The 20,404-nt window shown below is 25.9% G+C and carries 7 protein-coding genes; 2 read left to right on the top strand and 5 right to left on the bottom strand.

What is annotated here, in order from left to right:
* Positions 1 to 7 precede the first annotated feature (7 nt).
* From U5U50_RS01925 to U5U50_RS01905, 5 genes are read right to left on the bottom strand one after another with little or no spacing between them, the layout of a single operon-like run.
* Complete coding sequence (locus U5U50_RS01925; RefSeq protein WP_324672272.1) at positions 8 to 880, bottom strand: aromatic motif membrane protein; 873 nt, start codon at positions 878 to 880, stop codon at positions 8 to 10.
* Positions 870 to 1,865: an aromatic motif membrane protein gene (locus tag U5U50_RS01920; RefSeq protein WP_324672270.1), complete on the bottom strand. Its 996-nt coding sequence runs from the start codon at positions 1,863 to 1,865 to the stop codon at positions 870 to 872. Before U5U50_RS01920 ends, U5U50_RS01925 begins: the two co-directional genes overlap by 11 nt.
* On the bottom strand, positions 1,858 to 2,811 hold the full coding sequence (locus tag U5U50_RS01915; protein WP_324672268.1) for an aromatic motif membrane protein: 954 nt from the start codon (positions 2,809 to 2,811) through the stop codon (positions 1,858 to 1,860). The genes U5U50_RS01920 and U5U50_RS01915 overlap by 8 nt, the downstream gene beginning before the upstream one ends.
* On the bottom strand, positions 2,789 to 3,502 hold the full coding sequence (locus U5U50_RS01910; RefSeq protein ID WP_324672266.1) for an ABC transporter ATP-binding protein: 714 nt from the start codon (positions 3,500 to 3,502) through the stop codon (positions 2,789 to 2,791). The genes U5U50_RS01915 and U5U50_RS01910 overlap by 23 nt, the downstream gene beginning before the upstream one ends.
* Positions 3,502 to 5,304, bottom strand: coding sequence for an ABC transporter permease (locus tag U5U50_RS01905; protein WP_324672264.1), 1,803 nt, complete (start codon positions 5,302 to 5,304; stop codon positions 3,502 to 3,504). The genes U5U50_RS01910 and U5U50_RS01905 overlap by 1 nt, the downstream gene beginning before the upstream one ends.
* Positions 5,305 to 5,435: 131 nt before the next feature.
* Here U5U50_RS01905 and U5U50_RS01900 point away from each other — a divergent pair, with 131 nt between their 5' ends.
* Positions 5,436 to 7,205, top strand: a complete 1,770-nt coding sequence (locus U5U50_RS01900) for a GIY-YIG nuclease family protein (protein WP_324672262.1) — start codon at positions 5,436 to 5,438, stop codon at positions 7,203 to 7,205.
* 252 nt (positions 7,206 to 7,457) lie between these two features.
* Positions 7,458 to 20,387, top strand: coding sequence for a hypothetical protein (locus U5U50_RS01895; protein WP_324672260.1), 12,930 nt, complete (start codon positions 7,458 to 7,460; stop codon positions 20,385 to 20,387).
* The last annotated feature ends 17 nt before the right edge of the window (positions 20,388 to 20,404 follow it).

Genomic DNA, 20,404 nt, shown 5'->3' with positions numbered 1-20,404 from the left:
ATGAATGTTAATTGACATCTACAAATGTATATGTTAATTTTACCCCTCCATAATTGTCTATAAATAAAATTTCATTGGTGTTACCTTTGTTAGAGTTATCTACACCGAATGGAGCAAATAACTGCACATATTTATTTAAATCAAAAACGTCTAATATATAATCGTTATTGATAATATTTGGAAATGTTTTTACATATCCGTGTAATTCAGGTTTGAGTAATTCAGGATTTTTTGAATCCTTTTCAATTCCAATTTCTAAGATAAATCCATTTTTAGATAACAAGTAATATAAATCGTCAAGTGTTTCGTCACTATTTTTTGCATAAACATAATCAATGAATTTATTTGAACTTATTTTTGCATAGTTTGAATGAATTTTTTCAGGATCATTAGATGTGGGATTAAAGTTTTCATTATCTAATGTTGATTTAATTAAATCAAATTGAGTAATTGTAAATAACGCATATAGTCAATTTGTTGATAATAATTGATCTATTTGAGCTGTTGATTGTTCTACTATAAATGGTCTTATTCTTGAGAATGTCCCTCAATCAAATTCTCCTTGAATAAATGATTGAGTCATGTTGTTCCCGAATACAAATGCATTTTTAATTTGCTGTTTGTAATCAGGATTGCTTAGTAATTCAAATTGTGAGTTAATGTAAGCTTGTTTTTGAGTTTCATCTTTATATACAATATTAAGTAAGTTTCAAATTGAATCTTGTTTAATAAAGTTATTTCATTCAAGTTTTAAAGCGTTTTCTTGTTTGCTAGTTTCATCTGTTTTTGATACTGTGACAGGTGTAAAAGATAAAGTTGCTAAAGGTAAACTTAATGGTGATATCATTAAAATCTTTTTAAGTAATTTACTAATTTTCATTAGTCTCCTTTCATAAGAAGAAAACATTAGCAGGTTCTCCATAACTTAGATCTTTAACCATACTTTTTTCAAATTGAACTAATCCTGATTCGTATCCGTGAATAAATCTTGAGTGAACAATATTAGAAATTAAGTTAAGTGATATTTTGTTATTTTTTAAATCACCAAAGTATCAGTTTAACGGTTCCAATTTTAAATTAGAAACAGGTTGCAAAATGTTGTTGATAGTAATTCTGAAAACTAGTTTATTTTTCTTTAAATAATAAACTCTAGCATCAGACATTTCACCTGATTCATCACCTAATTTAATGTCATCAATGTATGTGTTTGGTACGTTGTAGTTTTTGTATTCGCTTTTTGCTTCTAATGATTTTTTATATTCGTTTGATAGTGTATAACCATTTCCAATTGGATCTAATAATCAAGATACAAATGTGAAGTCAAATTTATCTAAATTATTTAAGATAAAATATCAGTTTTCTGAAATAAAATCTGAGAAACTATTAGCGAATTTTTCTTTTTTAGCTGTTGTATTATGTTCTTTAATTTCATTAATTTTTGCTGTTAATTCAGTTATTTTGTTTTCTGCTTCTCTTCTTTCATCAGCTGAAAAGAAGGTTAAGAGATCTTCTAGTCTGTTTTTTTCAACAAGAAAATTATTTAATTCATCAGATCTAAATTCTTGTTTGTAACTTGTTGTTATCTCTTTGAATTTTTGAATAATTGATGATGTGTCTTGTTCTTGATTGTATATATATAAACTGCGTTCTCTTTCACTTTCTGGTTTGTAAACGTTGTTTAAAAGAGTTTCAATAATCTTTTTATGATTAACTTGCTGCAAGTTTTCAACTTTAGGGTTAATTTGTGTTGATTTATCTATGTATGCTTCTAATTTATTTGAAGATGTGTAATTAGCACAAGAAATTGCAACTCCACTAATAAGAGGTAAACTAATTAAACTTAATATTTTTTTAATTTTAATCATTTTGTACTCCTACTAATGTGTATCTAATAATTTGTCAGTTATCTTGATTAATTTCTTCTAACGCTAAGTGCAAGCTTTTAAAGTAATTGTATGAATTAAATAACATAATAAATTTAGCATAATCAAAGTTCTTATATACAAATGATAAATCTTCAACATTTATACTTTTACTGTATTCAATGTCATTATTTAATAGTTTATCGTGTGCAGCAACTAATTTGCTATGCAAATTATCAATTGTTGCATCAATGTTATCTGTAGAGATAATTTTTAAGATTTCAGCAGATGCTTTTAAATGTGTTTTGTCTTTTTGTGAATATTTAAATACAGGTAGTATTAAATTTTCGTTTAGGACAACGTAAATCACATCTAAACTTTTAAGTGTTGAGTAGTTATCTAACTGAATATTTTTAACAATATATTTATTCAATTTGTAATTATGTAAATCAATATTTAACTTAAGATCATCTTGCGTTGCTTTTGTATATTTTGCTAATGTTAAATTCACATTAGCATCATTTTTTTCATCTTTGAAACTTGATGAATAAAAGTTTAAATAGTAATTGAATTTATTTAGATTACTTAAGTATCAAAATCAATTATCTCTAAATAGGGTTTCTAGTGTTTTTGATGCTTTTAATGTATCTTGAATTTGAGTGTTGTTTTCTAAAATTGGATTGTTTAATATTTGCGCATATACTAATGATGATTGAATTTCTTTAATAAATTCATCTGGAATATTGTTTTGTGCATTTATATATAAATTCAAATCTCTTGAATTATTTATAAATTCAGAAAATGCTAATTTTTTTAGAAATGTTTGATGTGGTCTTTTTTCTTTTGAAACTTGTGGAGTAGTGTTTTCTGTTGTATTAGCACAAGATAGTGCTATTGTCGGTAAGAACAATAAAGGTGCAAGAAGTTTAATTTTGAATAATCTTTTCATAATAAATATCTTCAAGACTTTTATGTTTTTGTCCTGATGAAACTAATTTACCTTTATGAATAAGTGTGTATGAAGTTGCATACTTATCAATCTCACTTAAAATGTGAGAACTGATAATTATTGTCTTACCTTGTTTATTTAATTCAGATAATATTTCAAATAATTTAAATCTAGCTGTTGGGTCTAAGTTAGCAGCAGGTTCATCAAGAATGATTAAATCAGGGTCGTTTAATAATGCTTGAATTAATAAAACTTTTTTCTTTTGACCTGATGATAAGTTGTTAGGTTTGCTTTTCTTTAAATCAGAGATTTCAAACTTTTCTAAAAAGTTATTGATTTTGTCTTTTAATTGTTGTTTGTCTTTGTTTCCAAATAAAGAAACAATGTATAAATATTCAAATACATTTAATTCTTTAGGAAAAATTGCATTTTCAGGAACATAACCAAGTTTTGCTTTTGATTTAGGATCTGAGTTAATGATTCCATTAATGTAAATTTGTCCACTAAAGTTTGTGTATGAACCAATGATTGATTTGATTGTTGTTGTTTTCCCTGAACCATTTTCTCCAATAAACGTGTGGAAAGAACCTTTAGGTACTTCAAAACTTAAATCAAATACTCCTTTTTTATCATTAGAGTTATTATTATAAATTTTCGTTAAATTTTGGACTTTAATACTTGTGTTATTCATTATTTATAATCCTTTCTAATGTATAAAAGTGTATTTGCAGCTAATAGAGAAGCTCCTAAGATTATTCAAACCACAACAAAGATTGATTTGTTAACAACTTTTTTGTTTCTTTGAATTGAGTAAATTTGATCTGTTGTAGCAAATAAGTAGTTATTTGATTTTGTTAAATCGTATCTGATGATAATTTGGTCATTGATTATTTGTTGTTTTGGCACATATGTTTCAAATCCACCGATTTGATAATTGTAATCATCTAATTTAACTTTAAATTGCGATGGTGCATATGTATCTGTGTAGTCATCATTTACTAAAAGAGAATTTAAGTAAATTGAATCATTGTATGTAAAGTAAATGTAGTAAATAAGTGCTGAATATAAATAAATTTGTTTTTCAACTTTTGATTTAACTAATTTATTTTTAATAGCATTTTCATCAAGAACATTTGTGCTGTTATCAATTAAATTGTTTAATTCAGAGTTTTCATCATTTAAGTTTTTTTGAATATCGTTTAAGAAGAAGTTTTTAATTGAAACTAAATCATTGTTTTTTACATATTCTTGTAATTCTTCTGAATTAAATAATTCAGCAAAGTATTTGTTTGTAAAACTATTAAATACATTTGATTTTAATAGTTGCTGTATGTTTTTTCATTTTAGTTTTCCTACTAAGTTTTCGGATGTAACAAAGTTGTATTTGTCTTCTGGGTAAATAATGTTAAAGTCTGAAGCGCCATCTCTTGCATAGATGATGTCTGTGTTAATGATATTTGTAATAGATGATTGATTTTTAAGTGCACCTGGAACTATATATTGTTTTTTGTCTTTGCTTATTTGATACTTACGTAGGTTTGGTTTTTTCTCGAGAATATATGAATATACTTGAGAATCAGTGTTCTTGTAATATAAGTAATCACTTAAATTATTAGTGTTGTGATTATTTAGTTTATTAAATATATCTTCATTATTAATGTTGAATATCTCTAACATTTGATAAGGAATTGCTAAATAAGAATAAACACTTCACGAAGTAGATGAGTTTTTTGAAATCTCGTATGCCTCTGATAAGTATGCATCTTGTTTTTTACTAAAACTTGTTGCATCATATCCATTAGGGATGATGTAGTAATTATCTTTATTGTTATCTAAATAAAAGTAATTAGTATTTGAATCATTACCTGACGGTTGATTAGGATTTTTAGAATTTAAATAGTAAGCAAAGTTATTAGCTGTTGATGTTGAGTTTGATGAGATAAATCCTCCAGCTAAAAACATCGGAATACTAAATAACAGTGGAACTGTTATGGCAATTTTTGAATTAAGTTTATAGCTTATTAATGAAGCAATTGAACCAAAGAAGATAAATGCTAAAAATATTGTGATTAACGTGATAAATACGAATGCTACAAAGTAACTAGCATTTAATCTTAAAGTTAATCCTAATATTAAATTAAATAAAGAACAAAATAATGCTCAATATAACCCCATTAATAAAAACATTAACAGTTTACTTATAAAAATAGTTTTTCTGGATATAGGTTTAGAAAATGTAATTATTTCTAAACCTTCTTCCTCTAAATCTTTATATAAGTTAATTGACTTTAACGAAGAAAAGAAGATAGTTATAAATAACAATCCAAAACTAGCACAATAAATAACTAGCGATTTGTTTTGTATATTCATAATTGAAATAATAATTGAAAGAACAATCATTATTGTTCCAACTAAAGCAGGTATGATTCAACTGCTTTTTTTCTTCAAAATTACCTTATGAAGAAAGTAGATATAGTTTTTTATTTGTGTCATTAGAAACTCCTTTTTACATTTTCATATTACTTTAATGTTATTAATAATTTGATAATATTATACATCAATAAATAACCTGATGGTTATATTCTTTATATTTTTTTTAAAAATAAATAGGTAAAATATATCTTATGAACAATGATTTAAGAATAACCAGAATAAAAGAGAAAATTAAAAAAACTCCACATAAGAGTGGAATTTACTTATGAAAAAACGAATTAGATCAAGTCATTTACATCGGTAAAGCTATTGATTTAAACAATAGATTAAATCAATATTTAAATAATTCGATTAACTCTTATAAGACATACAAGATGATTGATGAAATCTATGATTTTGATTTTGTTACATATAATACAGAACAAGAAGCTTTTTTAGCTGAAAAAAACTATATTGAAAAATATCAACCTAAATATAACATCAAGTTACTTGATGATAAGAGATATCCATATTTAAGATTAAATATTAATAGTAAGAACCAATTAGAAATATATAAAAACTATGTGTATTCTAAAACAACAGAAAGAACTTTTTCTTATGGACCATTTTCAAATCAACACGAGTTTAAACATTTGTTAAAGGTTTTAACTAGATTCTTTATGTATGAAAATGGATTACCAATTGAAAAACAAGCTTATTCTGTATCAAAATACAAATTTGACAAAATCATAGAAATTCTTAAATTCCAAAATAATAATTTTTTAGATAAACTAATCTTTCTTAGAGATAAAGCAAGTGAAAATTTAGATTTTGAACTTGCAAAAGAATATAACGATTCATACAATTTACTTAAAAAGATAAAAGATACTCAATTAGTCGAATTACAAAATTTTAAAAACATTGATGTTCATACATTTATTGTTAAAAGTGAACATATATTTATACAAAGTTTATTTTATAGATATGGTGTACAAACAGCTCACAATAATGAAATAAATAAATTAAATGATTATTATATTAATAATATATGTGACTATATATCTGATTATTTAGAAAAATATTATTCAGATAAAGATTATCCAGAGCATATTATTTTACAATCTGAATACGAACAAATTCAAGTGAATACAAAATTAATTAATAAAATCATTTTTCCTAAAAAGGGATTATTTTTAGAAATTTTAAACTTATCACTATTAAATAATCAAGAGTATTTGAAAATAAATATTAATGATGCAATTTTAAAAGAAGAAATCAATATTAAAACTCAAAAAGAATTAGAAAATATTTTAAATGCTGAAAATAAAATTAAAAATATTTATTTGTTTGATAATTCACATTGATATTTAGAAAATCCAGTAGGAGTTTCAGTTTGTTTTTCAAACGGTAAAAAAATTCCTGAGAATTATAGATTTTTTAATCATGAAAAAGAATTTAAACAAATGAGCAAGCATTCTGATTTAGAACTTATGTATTTAACTGTTTTTAAATTTGTTAAAACATTTGCAAAACCTTTAAATATTGGCAAAAATGATATTTTTATTGTTGATGGATCATTTGAACAATTAAAAGAGGCAAAATATGCATTAAAAGAATTAGAATTTGAAAATATAAAAGTTTTTGGTCTTGTTAAAAATTCAAAACACAAAACTGAAAAATTAATTAATGATAAAAATCAAATAATTAATATTTCACAAGATGCTTTATTTTTGTTTACAAGAATGCAAAATGAAGTTGACAGGTATGCTAAAAGTAAAATGAAACATAAATATTTAAATAAATTCAGAGAATCAGATTTAAACTCAATACCAGGGATTGGTGATGCAACTGTTAAAAAACTTCTAGATTATTTTAAGACATTTGAAAATGTTAAAAATGCATCAATAGAAGAATTAAACAACGTTATTGATAAAAAGAAATCTAAAATTATTTTCGAAACATATTCAAAAAGAAATATTTAATTATTTAAATTTAAAATACTAAATTTTGAGTTAAATTTTTTATTTTAATCGTATTTATTTTGCTAAATAAAATTTTTTATAAAAAATTAGATTTAATGTAAAATATCAATTGAAAAGTAATATTAAATTTTACTTAATAAAATCTAAATTCAAGATTTTAATTATTAAAATTTTGAATTTAAATAATTTTTTTCTTGAATAAGAAAGAAGTTATTTTAAAAATATTATTCAAAACAAAGGAGACTTTAATTTATGAAGAATAAAAAAGTTTTAAATATGTTGAAAATCGGAGGATCGCTGGGTGTTTTATCTAGTGTTTTTGTTGGTTTTTCAGCATCTTTTAGTAATGAAACTGAAAATAAAAATAAAGAAAATCAAGTAAATGAGGCCATCTATTGAGTTGATGATAATAAATATGAAGGTCTAACAAATAAAGGTTATTCTGTAAGAATCGATTCTAGCGACACAAGAAATATTAGATATTTTACTGATGTTCGTACAAACGGTTCAAATATTACTAAAAAGGTTAAGTTTGTTGATCCTAATTCACATATTAAACAAAGATCGCTTTTGAGTAATTCTTTAGAGACTGATATGTTTAAAGATATATTTAAAAATCCTTTTAATGTTAAGAAAATGAAGGTAATTTTTAATGATGATGATCTTAAAACTGGAGTTTGATACGGTGGCGATTCATACGGTGGCTCATCTGCTATGAGGGGTGGTATTTTATTATCTAAAGATCTTAGATTTTATGACAAAATTATTGTTAATATTTGAACAAGAGAAAAAGAACCCAAATTACTTGATAGCCAAGTTGTTAATATAGGTAATTATGATAATGGTAATTTGAAACAAGGTGGGTCTATAGGAGCATATAATTTTCAAAATATTAATACAGCAAATAGATGAACTTATTGACACGATTATCAATCTGCGGTAACGAAAAAAGATGAGTGAGTTGGTTTTAGAAATGTTGATTATTTTAATTCGTATTCAAATGCTAATCCCAGAAATAAATCTTCTCTAGCTGAATTATTTACGGTAAGAAAGTATAATTTAAATAATAGAGATGGAAACGATGATCAACAATATAAAGGGTTATACAATCAATATTTTGTATCAAATAATAAATTTTCTTCAGGATTTGTTTTAAATAATGAAAATGGAAGAACCCCATTTGAAGTTATTAATAGTAATGCTGGTGCATTATTTATGTTTAATGCTAATACGAAAGATACACGGACTTCTTATTTAGTTGAAGTTAGTTTTTCTTTAACAGGTAATACTGAACTATTTAATGCAAATAGCAATGATTACAATAGTAGAGGACAATCATTTGTTGCTGTATCAGCAAGCATCCCAAAAAATGGAGATACTATAGATAATGAATTATCAGTAACTAAGGTTTATACAGCTAATAGAAATAAAAGTAATGCACTTAAATTAATCACCAGAGAAGCACTTAATTCAGGAACATCAAAAACTGAAATAGTGCCTAATGTAGATATAGAAGTTTACAATAAAGACAACGGTGAAACTATTTATACAATTTCTAAAAATGCAAATAAATATAATGCTTGAAAACCAAATAAAAATAATGAAAATACTTACCTCATTGAGAATGCGGCATTTTTAACTTCTACTCATTGAAATGGAGATTATCAAAAATTAGGTTTTAGAGTAAAAGGCGATGAAAACAAGAAAAAATGATCCATCTCTAGTGGTGATATTAATCTTAATGTTGATCCTAACTTAACCAACTTTTCTAGAAATGATAATTGGTATTTCTCACGATTAGAATGAGACTATACGGATTTATATAAATTTGAACAACTTCTAAAAAATGCAACTTTCTTAACAAAAGGACAAAAGGATGAATTAACAAAACAATTCAAAGAAGATTTAGATTCAAATACTAATAATGTTAAATCAAAACCAAAATATCATCCATTTGAACATTGAAAACTTTTAATAAAATCGTTAAATACAAACCAATCTGATTTAGAAAAAGAATATGTTAACTTGTTATCTAAAATTTTTGATTCAAGTGTTTATTGAACAATTGACTTACCAGATAAAACTAAGCAAAGACTTACCAGAATTGATGATTTTCTTTACTCAGACTCAAATAATGAATATAAAAAGAAACTTTTTGATGTAATTACTAAAAATTACTATTTAGCATGACATGAAGGCAAATGAATTGATGAAACTAAAAAAATAGATCAATCTTCATGAGCTAACATTAGAGCAATTCTTAGAGGTCAAAATAAAAATAATAATATTATTCATCCACCAACCTTAAGAGAAAGAATTAATGAGATTAAATCATTAATCTCTGATTTAGCTGCTACTGATGATCAAAATAATAAATTAAATGGGGTCAAAAATGTTAAAAATGTCTTAAACAATATTGAAACCCATAATATTACCAAAGCTAGTGTTAACTCATATAACAACAAACAAGCATGAAAATTTACATTGCAAAATCTTGATGATTATAGAAATGAGTTTAAAAGTAATTTTCATGATTTAATAAGAAAAATCGGTAAAACATCAGAAAAAGTATTTGAATATGATTTAGATAAATTCTTAAAAAGTACTGATGAAAAACTTAACTTAGTAGATAAACAAATTCTTTTAAAAAATACTATGGCTACACAATTAGCTGCATTCACATCTAAATTAAAACCTCTTCTAAGTTCGATTTATTATACAGGTATAAATGGTGTGTCTGATGCCGAATTTATAGGAGCTTCAAGAAAAATACAATTTGATAAATATTATGGAATAATAGATATATTATCAAAATCATTAAATGGTAAATATACTGGAAGTGAAGAAAATAAAAACTTTTTCTCATCATTAGAAGCTCTTAAAAAAGATTTACCACCACTTGAAGAAGTTTTAAAAGGCTTAACTAGTGGAGTTACAGAATTTTGACAATATTTCCCTCCTATTGTTGATGAATTTAATAGAATGTATGCTAATGCTGGTGCATTATCGAAGGTTATTAAAGGTTATAGTGAAGAACTTTTAGGTTCATTGAAAAATGATGAGAGTGAAAAAGCTAAAATTATTAAAGGGTATTGAGAAAATTCACCAGAAAAACAAGCTAAAAACTCAATTATATCTAAACAAGCAGGTCAAAATAAAATGGCAAGATATAATGGAGTAAAACTAACTGATCAAGAATACAATATTATTAACTTTGTTCATAATGAGCGTAATAATAATATAGACATTGAATATAATTTTGCAAATAGCAACGCTTCACTTTGAAAAATAGAAAAGAACATTTATCAATTCATGATAAATAAAGCAAAAGAAATAGTTGCCGGCCTTACATATTTACCAACAAATCATAAAAACACTTATGAATCTAAACTTGATGCTGAAATGGATAGAGTAAATGGGTTGCAATTAAGTTTTAGTAATGAAATTAACGATGAAGAAGTAAAACAAATATTCCTTGAAGATGCACCAATTACTAAGTTATTAACTCAAGCTAGAGAATTAGATGTAAGACAAAAAGAATTAAATGAATTAGCTGAAGAATATGCTAAATCAAGCGAAAATTTTGACTATACGAATAAACAACAAACACAAACTCGTAGTGCAGAAACTACTTCTGTTTTATTTAAAAATACAGATAGATTAAACGCGACTCCTAAAGCAAAACAATTCACTGAAGTAGATGAAGGGTCAGCAACTAACGGTGGGAAACTAAAGGTTGTTTTCAATTTAGTTGATAATACTGCGCTTCATGATATTACATTAACTTCAAAAGACGTAACAACTTCTAAATTTATTAAAGGTTTTGCAAGAAATACAGATGCTGAAATTGCTAGATTAAAAGAAGTTGCTAAAAAGATTTGAATTTCTACTTATACTGGAGATAAAAATGTTTCTCCTGATCAAGCTGTAGTTCATCAAATTGTTTTTAAAGATTATTCTACTAGAAACAACCCATTGGATGTATCTACTAAACGTGTAAAAATAATTAATACAACGATCGCGAACTTAAGTTTTAGTGATTTTGAAGTTGGAGATTTACCGGTTTCTTATGAAATTGAATCTTTAGATATTCCTGGTACTAAAATTACTATTAATGCCAATGAATTAAGAAAGACATTAAAAGGTGATGATTTACATAGAATTTTCTTAAAGAACTTTTGAACTGAACAAACAAGAGTTGACAATCAATTAAGCAGAATTGATGCAGACGTAAATGACAAAGATAATATCAAGGCTTCAACTATTGATAATTTAAATAAATTTACATTTACTGGTTTAGATAAAGTAGCAATCGATAAATCATCATTTAGAATTAGTAATAAAAATGATGAAACTGGAACACTTGATATAACTTTCAAAATAGCTTCTGATCGTCCAAAAATGGCTGATTTAAACAATATTAAATCAGATTCTGAAAAAACTATTACAATCAGAGGATTTTTAACTAATAATCAAGCAGAAAGACAAAGATTAGAAAAACTTGCATCAAAAATTTGAGTTTGAAGTTATTCAGATGATACTAAAATAACTACTCCTTTAGATGCTCTTGATGTAAACAAAGTTACTTTTATGTATGCTCCAACAGGAACAACTGATCCTAAAGAAGTTAGCGCAGCTGATGTGGAAATTATTAATAAAAAAATTGCTACATTAACTAGAGATGATCATATTGATGGTAATCTTCCTGTTTCTTATAGAATTCAATCTACTACAAATCCTGATATTTACGTTGATGTTGACGCTGACGCCTTAAGAACAACATTATCAGGTGATGATTTATATAGAATTTTCCTTAAAAACTGCTTAACAGAACAAAATAGAGTAAATGATGTGATTAGTGATGTTACAATGGATGTAGATGACAAAACTGATATTAAAGCTTCAACTATTAATAGTTTAACTCAAATTAATGTTACTAATTTAAATGATGTTGAGATTGATACAGATTCAGTAGTTATTAATTCAAATGATCAAAACGGAACTTTAAGTGTTAAATTTAAAGTAAAATCAAGCAAACCTGATCTTGAAAATATTATTTCTAATGATTTTAGAACAATTAGCATTTCTGGATTCTTAACAACAACTGCTGAAACAAAACAAACCTTAATTAGCAAAATTGATACACAATATCCAAACTTAAATCCAAAACAAAAATCAGATTTAATCAATAAAATTAATTTTGTTGATAATGAAAATAACGCTACTACAGCGTTTGATAGTGCTTCAACAATTAATAATAATATGGCAACACTTAAAGGTTTAATTGCTGATGCAGAAGCGGTTAAATCAGATGTTAAATATACTGAAGCAACAGAAACTGTTAAAAAGAATTTTGATACTGTTTTAGCACAAGCAAATAATTTATTAACTTCAGATTCTAAAAATGGTGAAGCAGATCCTAATCTTGATACTTTAATAAATAACAAAGCTACTCCAAACAGTTTAAATAATGTAATTGCTAATTTAGATGGTCAAAAAGTAGTTAACAATAAATCAATTAATACTTTAAAATTCTTAACAGCAGCTGAAAAGAGATCATTTACTAATCAAATTGATGCAATTAATTTAAGTAATGAAAATGCAACTAATCAAATGCAACAAATCAAAGCTCGCGCAGTAGAACAAAATAATGCTAAACAAGAAATCCATGATAATCTTGCAACAAATTATGAACATTTAAATCCTGCTCAATTATCTGCATACAAACAAAAAGTAAAGACTACTGATAAAGATGATCTTAATGATAATGTTATTACTCCAGCAGAAAATGATAATAATTTAATGAATCAAGTTAAGGAAGAATTAATTACCGAACTTAAATTCCTTACAGAAAATACAAAAGATACAAAAGATAATGATGTTTCTGATCCATCTTTATCATTAACAGATCTAAACACCACTTTCCGTTACAAGTGAGCAAACAACAAGAGAGCTTATGGTGAAGCTTTAAAAGAAGCTCAAAATTTAGTTTCTTCTAGTGGAACAAATGATAGCAATACTGTTATTCAAAGAAAATTAAATTCACTTAAAGAAGCATATAAATTAGTTAAGGAAAAAGCAAATCGAAGTCTTTCTACTTTTGAAACGGTCAATAAAGGAGCTGTAACTAATTTAACGGCTACTCAAAAAAATAAAGTTAGAGAAGCTTACTTCAAAAAAGCAACAGAATCTGAAGCAGTTTTATGATTGAGATCTGTTTCAAATCTCAATCAACAATTAGGATTAGCTAAAGCTGCAAAATGAGATGATGTAAAAACACAAACAGTATATCAAGATGCTGAAGAAAATAAACAGAGAGCATATGATGCAGAGCTTGTTAAATTAAAAAATAAAATCAAAAAACTTGAAAATAAAGATTACTTTAATAATTTAAATAAAACCCAATTAGAAGATAAATTAACAGAATTTAAAAATGCAATCAATAAAGTTCAAACTGCTTACGATGCTTTAAATGGTATTAAAAATAAAGCTAACCAAATCATTGATAAGTTCGAATATTTAGAACCATCTCAAAAAACTGAATATAAAGGTCAAATAAGTTCTGCTGACAATGATCAAACATCAGTTGATAAAATATTAAAAACCGCTTTTGAAGCAGCAAAAATTAAAGTTAATAAACAAATTGATTCATTAGATAATCTTTCTAATAACGAAAAAGCTAAATTAAAAGAAAAAGTTAATGACGCAACTTATAATTCATCATTTACAAAAACACCTGATGAAAATCTTAAGAGTATTTTAGATTCAGCAGGAAGTGAACAAGCTAAAAAACAAGATGCTATTAATTATGTTAATACAACATTAACAAATTTAAATAACGCTCAAAAAGCTGCGTTACTTGAAGAAATCAAATCATCAGATACAACAAATATTGATAGTATTAAAACTAAAGCTGCAACTTTAAATGAATCAATGAAGAATCTTAAAGAAACAGTATTATCTGAACTAGGTGAATTAACAAATCAAGTTATTTCTGATCCACAAGACAAAGTAACATCAAAAACAAATAACAGTTATAAATTAGCTACTGAACAGAAAAAAACAGCATATGATAGCGCTTTATCTGAAGCTCAAAGTCTCCTTGATGAAAATTCAGGTTCTAACTTAGATAATAATACTGTTACAACATTATTAGGTAAATTAAGAACTGCATATGGTGAATTAGATGGTAAAGCTGAACTAAACAAGGTTAATACTGAGATTGATAAATTAAGCAATTTATCACAAGCAAGTAAAGAGCAATTAAAAAATAATATTAAAAATAAAACTTCAGAAGAAATTAAGAAGATTGTTGAATCAGCTAAAAAATTAAATGAGAAATTAGCTACTGCTAAAACTAAAACAGGTACAATTAGTGCTACAAAACAACATCCAAATTATGCAGATGACAAACAAGCTAACAAGACTAAATTTGATAGTGCTGGAGATAGTTTAAAAGGCGCTATAACTAGTCTTGAATCTAACGACCTAACTAATAAAACCGCTGATCAATTAAACCAATTAGCACAAGAATTAGAATCTAAATCTTCTGCTTTTGACAAAGCAAAAGAACAATTAGATGGTATAAGAGAAAAAGCTAATAACACAATCGATGCGTTTAATTTAGTTGGAACCCCAGATAAAGAAGCGCTTAAACAAAAAATTACTAATTTAGGTAAACAAACAGACTCGACTAATGTTAATTCTATAGTTGCAGAAGCTTTAGAAAAAGCTAAAACTGCCGCAAAAGCTGAAGTTGATAAATTACAAAACTTAAATGAAGATGAAAAGAAAGCTCTTAAATCTGAAATTACTTCAGCACCATTAAACAGTTCAACTGGAGCACCTGATAAAGCTCTTAGCGATATTATTGCTAAAGGACAAACTAATAATGAGTTAAAACAAACTGAAATTAATACAATCAATGGTTTAGCAAACTTATCAGATAAACAAAAAGAAGCGCTTGTAAGTGAAGTTAAATCACAACCAGCTGAACAAGCAAACGCTACTCAATCAAAAGCAACTACATTAAACGATACAATGGGTGAGTTAAAAACAGCAATTACAGATCAGTTAAGTCAATTAACTAAAAAAACTGTTAGTGATGTAAATGATTCACAACAAAAAATAGCGGATAAATATCAATCATCTTCTTCAACTAAAAAGTCAAATTATGATACAAAATTACAATCTGCTATTGATACTTTAAACAAAAAAGCATCTGAAAATAAAGATATAGCCGCAGTAAATAAAGCATTAAATGAACTAAAAACAGCATTTAATAATCTTGATGGTGATCAAGAATTAGTAAAAAGTAAATCTGAAATTGATAACTTAAGTAATTTAGATCAAAAAACTAAAGACGAACTTAAAAACAATATTCAAGGTAAATCTAAAGAAGAAATTGACAAAATTATTGAAGCAGCTAAAAAATTAGACAAAGCAATGGCTGCTGCTAAAGCTAAAAGAGATACAATTAATACTACAAAACAAAATCCAAATTATGTAGATGACAAACAAACTAACAAAACTGCATTTGATAATGCTGGAAATAATTTAAATAGTGCTATAACCGGTCTTAAATCTAATGATCTAACTAAGAAAACCGTTGATGAATTAAACAAATTAACACAAGAATTAGAAACTAAATCTTCTGCTTTTGACACAGCAAAAGAACAATTAGACGGTATAAGAGAAAAAGCTAAAAATACAATTAATAATTTTGATTTAGTTTCACCAGAGGATAAATCTAAACTTATTGCTGAAATAAATAACTTATCTAAAAAACAAGAAAACTCAACAAAAGTAGATGCTGTTGTAACTAAAGCTTTAGATAAGGCTAAAGTGTCAGCGGATAATAAAATTGATGCTTTAGAAAACTTAACTAAAGACGAAAAAACTCAATTAAAAAATAAAGTTGATACTGCTCAATTAAATTCAAAAGTAAATGAAAAAGCTGATAAACTTATTAACGACATTGTTAATGAAGCTAAACAAAAGAACACAAATAAATCAGATGTAATCAGTTCAATTAATGCAAATGGTAATTTAACAGATAAACAAAAAGAAGCGCTTGTAAATGAAGTTAAATCACAACCGGCTGAACAAGCAAGTGCTACTCAAACAAAAGCAACTGAGTTAAACAAAGCAATGGCTGATTTAAAAACAACAATTACAAGTGAGTTAAGCCAATTAACTAATAAAACAGTTAATGACGTAAACGATACACAAGCAAAAACTGTTGAAAAATACACTTTAGCAGATTATGATAAAAAATCAGATTACGATAGCAAATTAGCTGAAGCTAAAAAAATATTTGAATCAAGTTATGCTAAAACAAATAAACAAGAAATCGAAAATGCTAAAACTCAATTAGAAACAGCTTTTGATGCTTTAAATGGTGAAGATGCTAAAAAAGCAAATGACACTAGAATAGATGCTTTAGACAAATTAACGCCAGAACAAAAACAAACATTAAAAGACAAGGTAAATAAAACACCAAATCAACAAGCAGCAAATGAATTAATTACTAAACTTGAAGAACTTAATAAAGCAGTTAAATCTCTTGAAGATTCTAAAACAGATGGTGAAACAGTTAAAACTAAATCAATTTATAATAATGAAGATTTAGGCGTTAAATCAAAATACGATCAAGCATTAACTGATGCTGCTCAATCTCTTGATGATCTAGCTTCAAATAATTTTGATAATGTTGATAATTTAGATCAAATTATTAGTGATTTAAACAGTAAAAAGACAGCTATTGATACTCAAAAAGGTCAATTAGATGGTACAAGAAAAACTGCTAATAAATTATTAGATTCATTTGTTACATTAAATTCAAATGAAATTAAACCATTCAAAGATAAAGTAGACGCTTTAGAAAAAAATGCTTCTGAAGAACAAACAAAAGAAATATTAAAAGAAGCATTTGATAAAGCTAAAGCAGATGCTAAGGTAGATATTAATAAAACTAATTTAACTGGAGAATACAAACAAGAATTAATTAAACAAATTGAATCAGCTCAAATTCAAACAAATAATACAAATACAGCTCCAGATAAACAAATTCAAGATGTATTGAATAGTGCCTTATCTAAAGATGAAGAAAAGAAAAAAGCAGTCGAAGTTATTGATGGATTAAAAACCCTAAATGACAATCAAAAAGAAGCTTTTAAAAATGAAATTTTAAGTACAGAAAATTCTAAATTAGAAGATATTAAATTAAAAGCTACTGAGTTAAATAATTTAATGTGAGAACTTAAACAAGAAGCTATTAAAGAAATTAAAGAATTAATAGGTAATACTGAAGCTACAATTGAATCATCAAATGATCCTAAAGTATCTGAAAATTACAAATATGCATCAGATGATAAAAAAGCAACTTATGATGAAGTGCTCAAAAAAGCTGTTCAAACATTAAATAAAGTATCTTCAACTGATAAAACACAAGTTAAAACATTATTAGATGATCTTAAAGATAAATATAATTCACTTGATGGTGCAACAAATCAAACAAATGCTAAATCTGAAATTTATGGATTAGAAAAACTTTCAGAACAACAAAAGAATGCAATTAAAGATTTAATTGATAAAGCTGATAATAAAGATAAAGTAGATGAAATTATCAATAGTGCAAAAGCTGTTAATGAATCTGTTAAAGAATTAGAACAAGCAAAAGCAAAAGCTGAAGCTAAAAAATCTGATTCAATTTACACAAAAGATTCACAAACAAATAAAGATGCTCTTGATAAAGCGATCGAACTTGCTGAAAAAACACTTCAAGGTGCTAAAACAAATAATTACGATTCACTTAACAAATTATTAGAATCTAAAAAAGCTTTAGAAAAAGACAAAGAAACTATTAAAGCTAAAGAAGATAATTTAGATGGTAATAGAGAAGAATTAAGAAACAAAGTAGATAACCTTGATAATTTAACACTTGCTCAAAAAGAAGAAGTTAAACAAGCAATTGATAAATTAACAAAAACTCCAAAAGAGCAAGAAAAAACCAATATTATCAATCAAGCAATTAATGAAGCTAAACAAACAGCTAAATCTGAAGTTGATAAATTACAAAATCTTTCAGATACAGAAAAACAACAAATTAAAGATAATATTAATAGTGCTCAAACTAACACAACAGCTGATGAAAAATTAGATAAAAATATTACCGATTTACTTGAAAAAGCTAAAGAGGATAATAAAGCTAAAGAAACAGTTAAATCTGAAATTGACAAATTAAATAATCTTAATAATCAACAAAAAGAATCTCTTAAAGATAAAGTTCAAAAATCAAACGCAGATCAAAAAGATTCTATTCTTTCAGAAGCTAAAGAATTAGATAAATCAATGAAAAATCTTAAAGATAAAGCAAATGAAATTGTTAAAGAATTAACAAATAATAAAGCTGATGATTATGCTTCTATTGTTGATAAAGATGCTGATCAATACAAATATGCTGATAAAGATAAAAAAGAGGCATTTGATAAGAAATTAGAAGAAGTTAAAGAAGTTCTTAATAATAAAAATGATGCTAATAAAGATAAAGCATTTATCGATAATTTAATTAAAGAACTTCAAAACGCTAAAAATGATCTTAACGGTAAACAAAACTTATCTAATTCAAAAGACTCAGCAAAAGAATTTGTTGATGGATTGACAAACTTAACAAGTGAACAAAAAACACAAATCAAACAACAAATTGATGATGCTCAAAATACAGGCGTTGTTAACACAATTAAAGAAAATGCATCTAAATTAGACGAGTTAGCTGCTAAAATAAAAGAAGCAGAAACAAAACAAAACTCAGAAGATTACACAAAAGCTGATCAAGAGAAGAAAACAGCATTTGACAATGCTAAAAAAGCTATTGAAGATGCAATTAAAAACAACATTGACAATTTAAGTAATCCTATTACTAACGCTGATGAGTTAAAACAAGCATTAGAACAAAAAGCAAACGAACTTAATGGTGATGAAAATTCATTATCTGAAACTAAAGATGATGTCAAATCAGCAATTGATGTATTAGAAAACTTAACAAAAGACCAAAAAGATCAAATCAAAAACCAAATAGATCGTGCTAAAGATAAAGGTCTTGTTGACACAATTAAAGAAAATGCATCTAAATTAGATGAGTTAACTGCTAAAGTAAAAGAAGCAGAAACAAAACAAAACTCAGATAATTACACAAAAGCTGATCAAGACAAGAAAACAGCATTTGATAATGCTAAAAAAGCTATTGAAGATGCAATTAAAAACAACATTAGCGATTTAAGTAACCCTATTACTAATGCTGATGAGCTAAAACAATCATTAGATCAAAAAGCAAAAGATCTTAACGGTGAACAAAACTTATCTAATTCAAAAGGTTCAGCAAAAGAATTTGTTGATGGATTGACAAACTTAACAAACGAACAAAAAGCACAAATCAAACAACAAATTGATGATGCTCAAAATACAGACGTTGTTGACACAATTAAAGAAAATGCATCTAAATTAGACGAGTTAGCTGCTAAAATAAAAGAAGCAGAAACAAAACAAAACTCAGATGATTACACAAAAGCTGATCAAGACAAGAAAACAGCATTTGATAATGCTAAAAAAGCTATTGAAGATGCAATTAAAAACAACATTGGCAATTTAAGTAACCATATTACTAACGCTGATGAACTAAAACAATCATTAGATCAAAAAGCAAAAGATCTTAACGGTGATGAAAATTCATTATCTAAAGCTAAAGAAGATGCTAAATCAGCAATTGATGCATTAGAAAACTTAACAAGTGAACAAAAAGCACAAATCAAACAACAAATTGATGATGCTCAAAATAAAGACCTTGTTGACACAATCAAAGAAAATGCATCTAAATTAGATGAGTTAGCTGCTAAAGTAAAAGAAGCAGAAACAAAACAAAACTCAAAAGATTACACAAAAGCTGATCAAGATAAGAAAACAGCATTTGATGAAGCTAAAAAAGCTATTGAAGATGCAATCAATAACAAGATAAATGACTTAAATACTCCTATTACAAATGTTGATGATCTAAAACAAATATTAGATCAAAAAGCAAAAGATCTTAACGGTAAGCGTACAGGAATATGACCATATGTTGTTGCGGCATCAGCTATAACATGATTAATCGGATTTGTAATGTTTATCTTTGGTAAGAAAAAATAATTAAAAATTAATCAGTA

Origin of the sequence: Mycoplasma sp. 888, from assembly GCF_035609225.1 — a bacterium.
In the GTDB taxonomy this organism is placed as follows: Bacteria; Bacillota_I; Bacilli_A; order Mycoplasmatales; family Metamycoplasmataceae; genus Mycoplasmopsis.
Note: the sequence above shows the minus strand (reverse complement) of the source record. Positions and strands in the feature narration are given on the sequence as shown.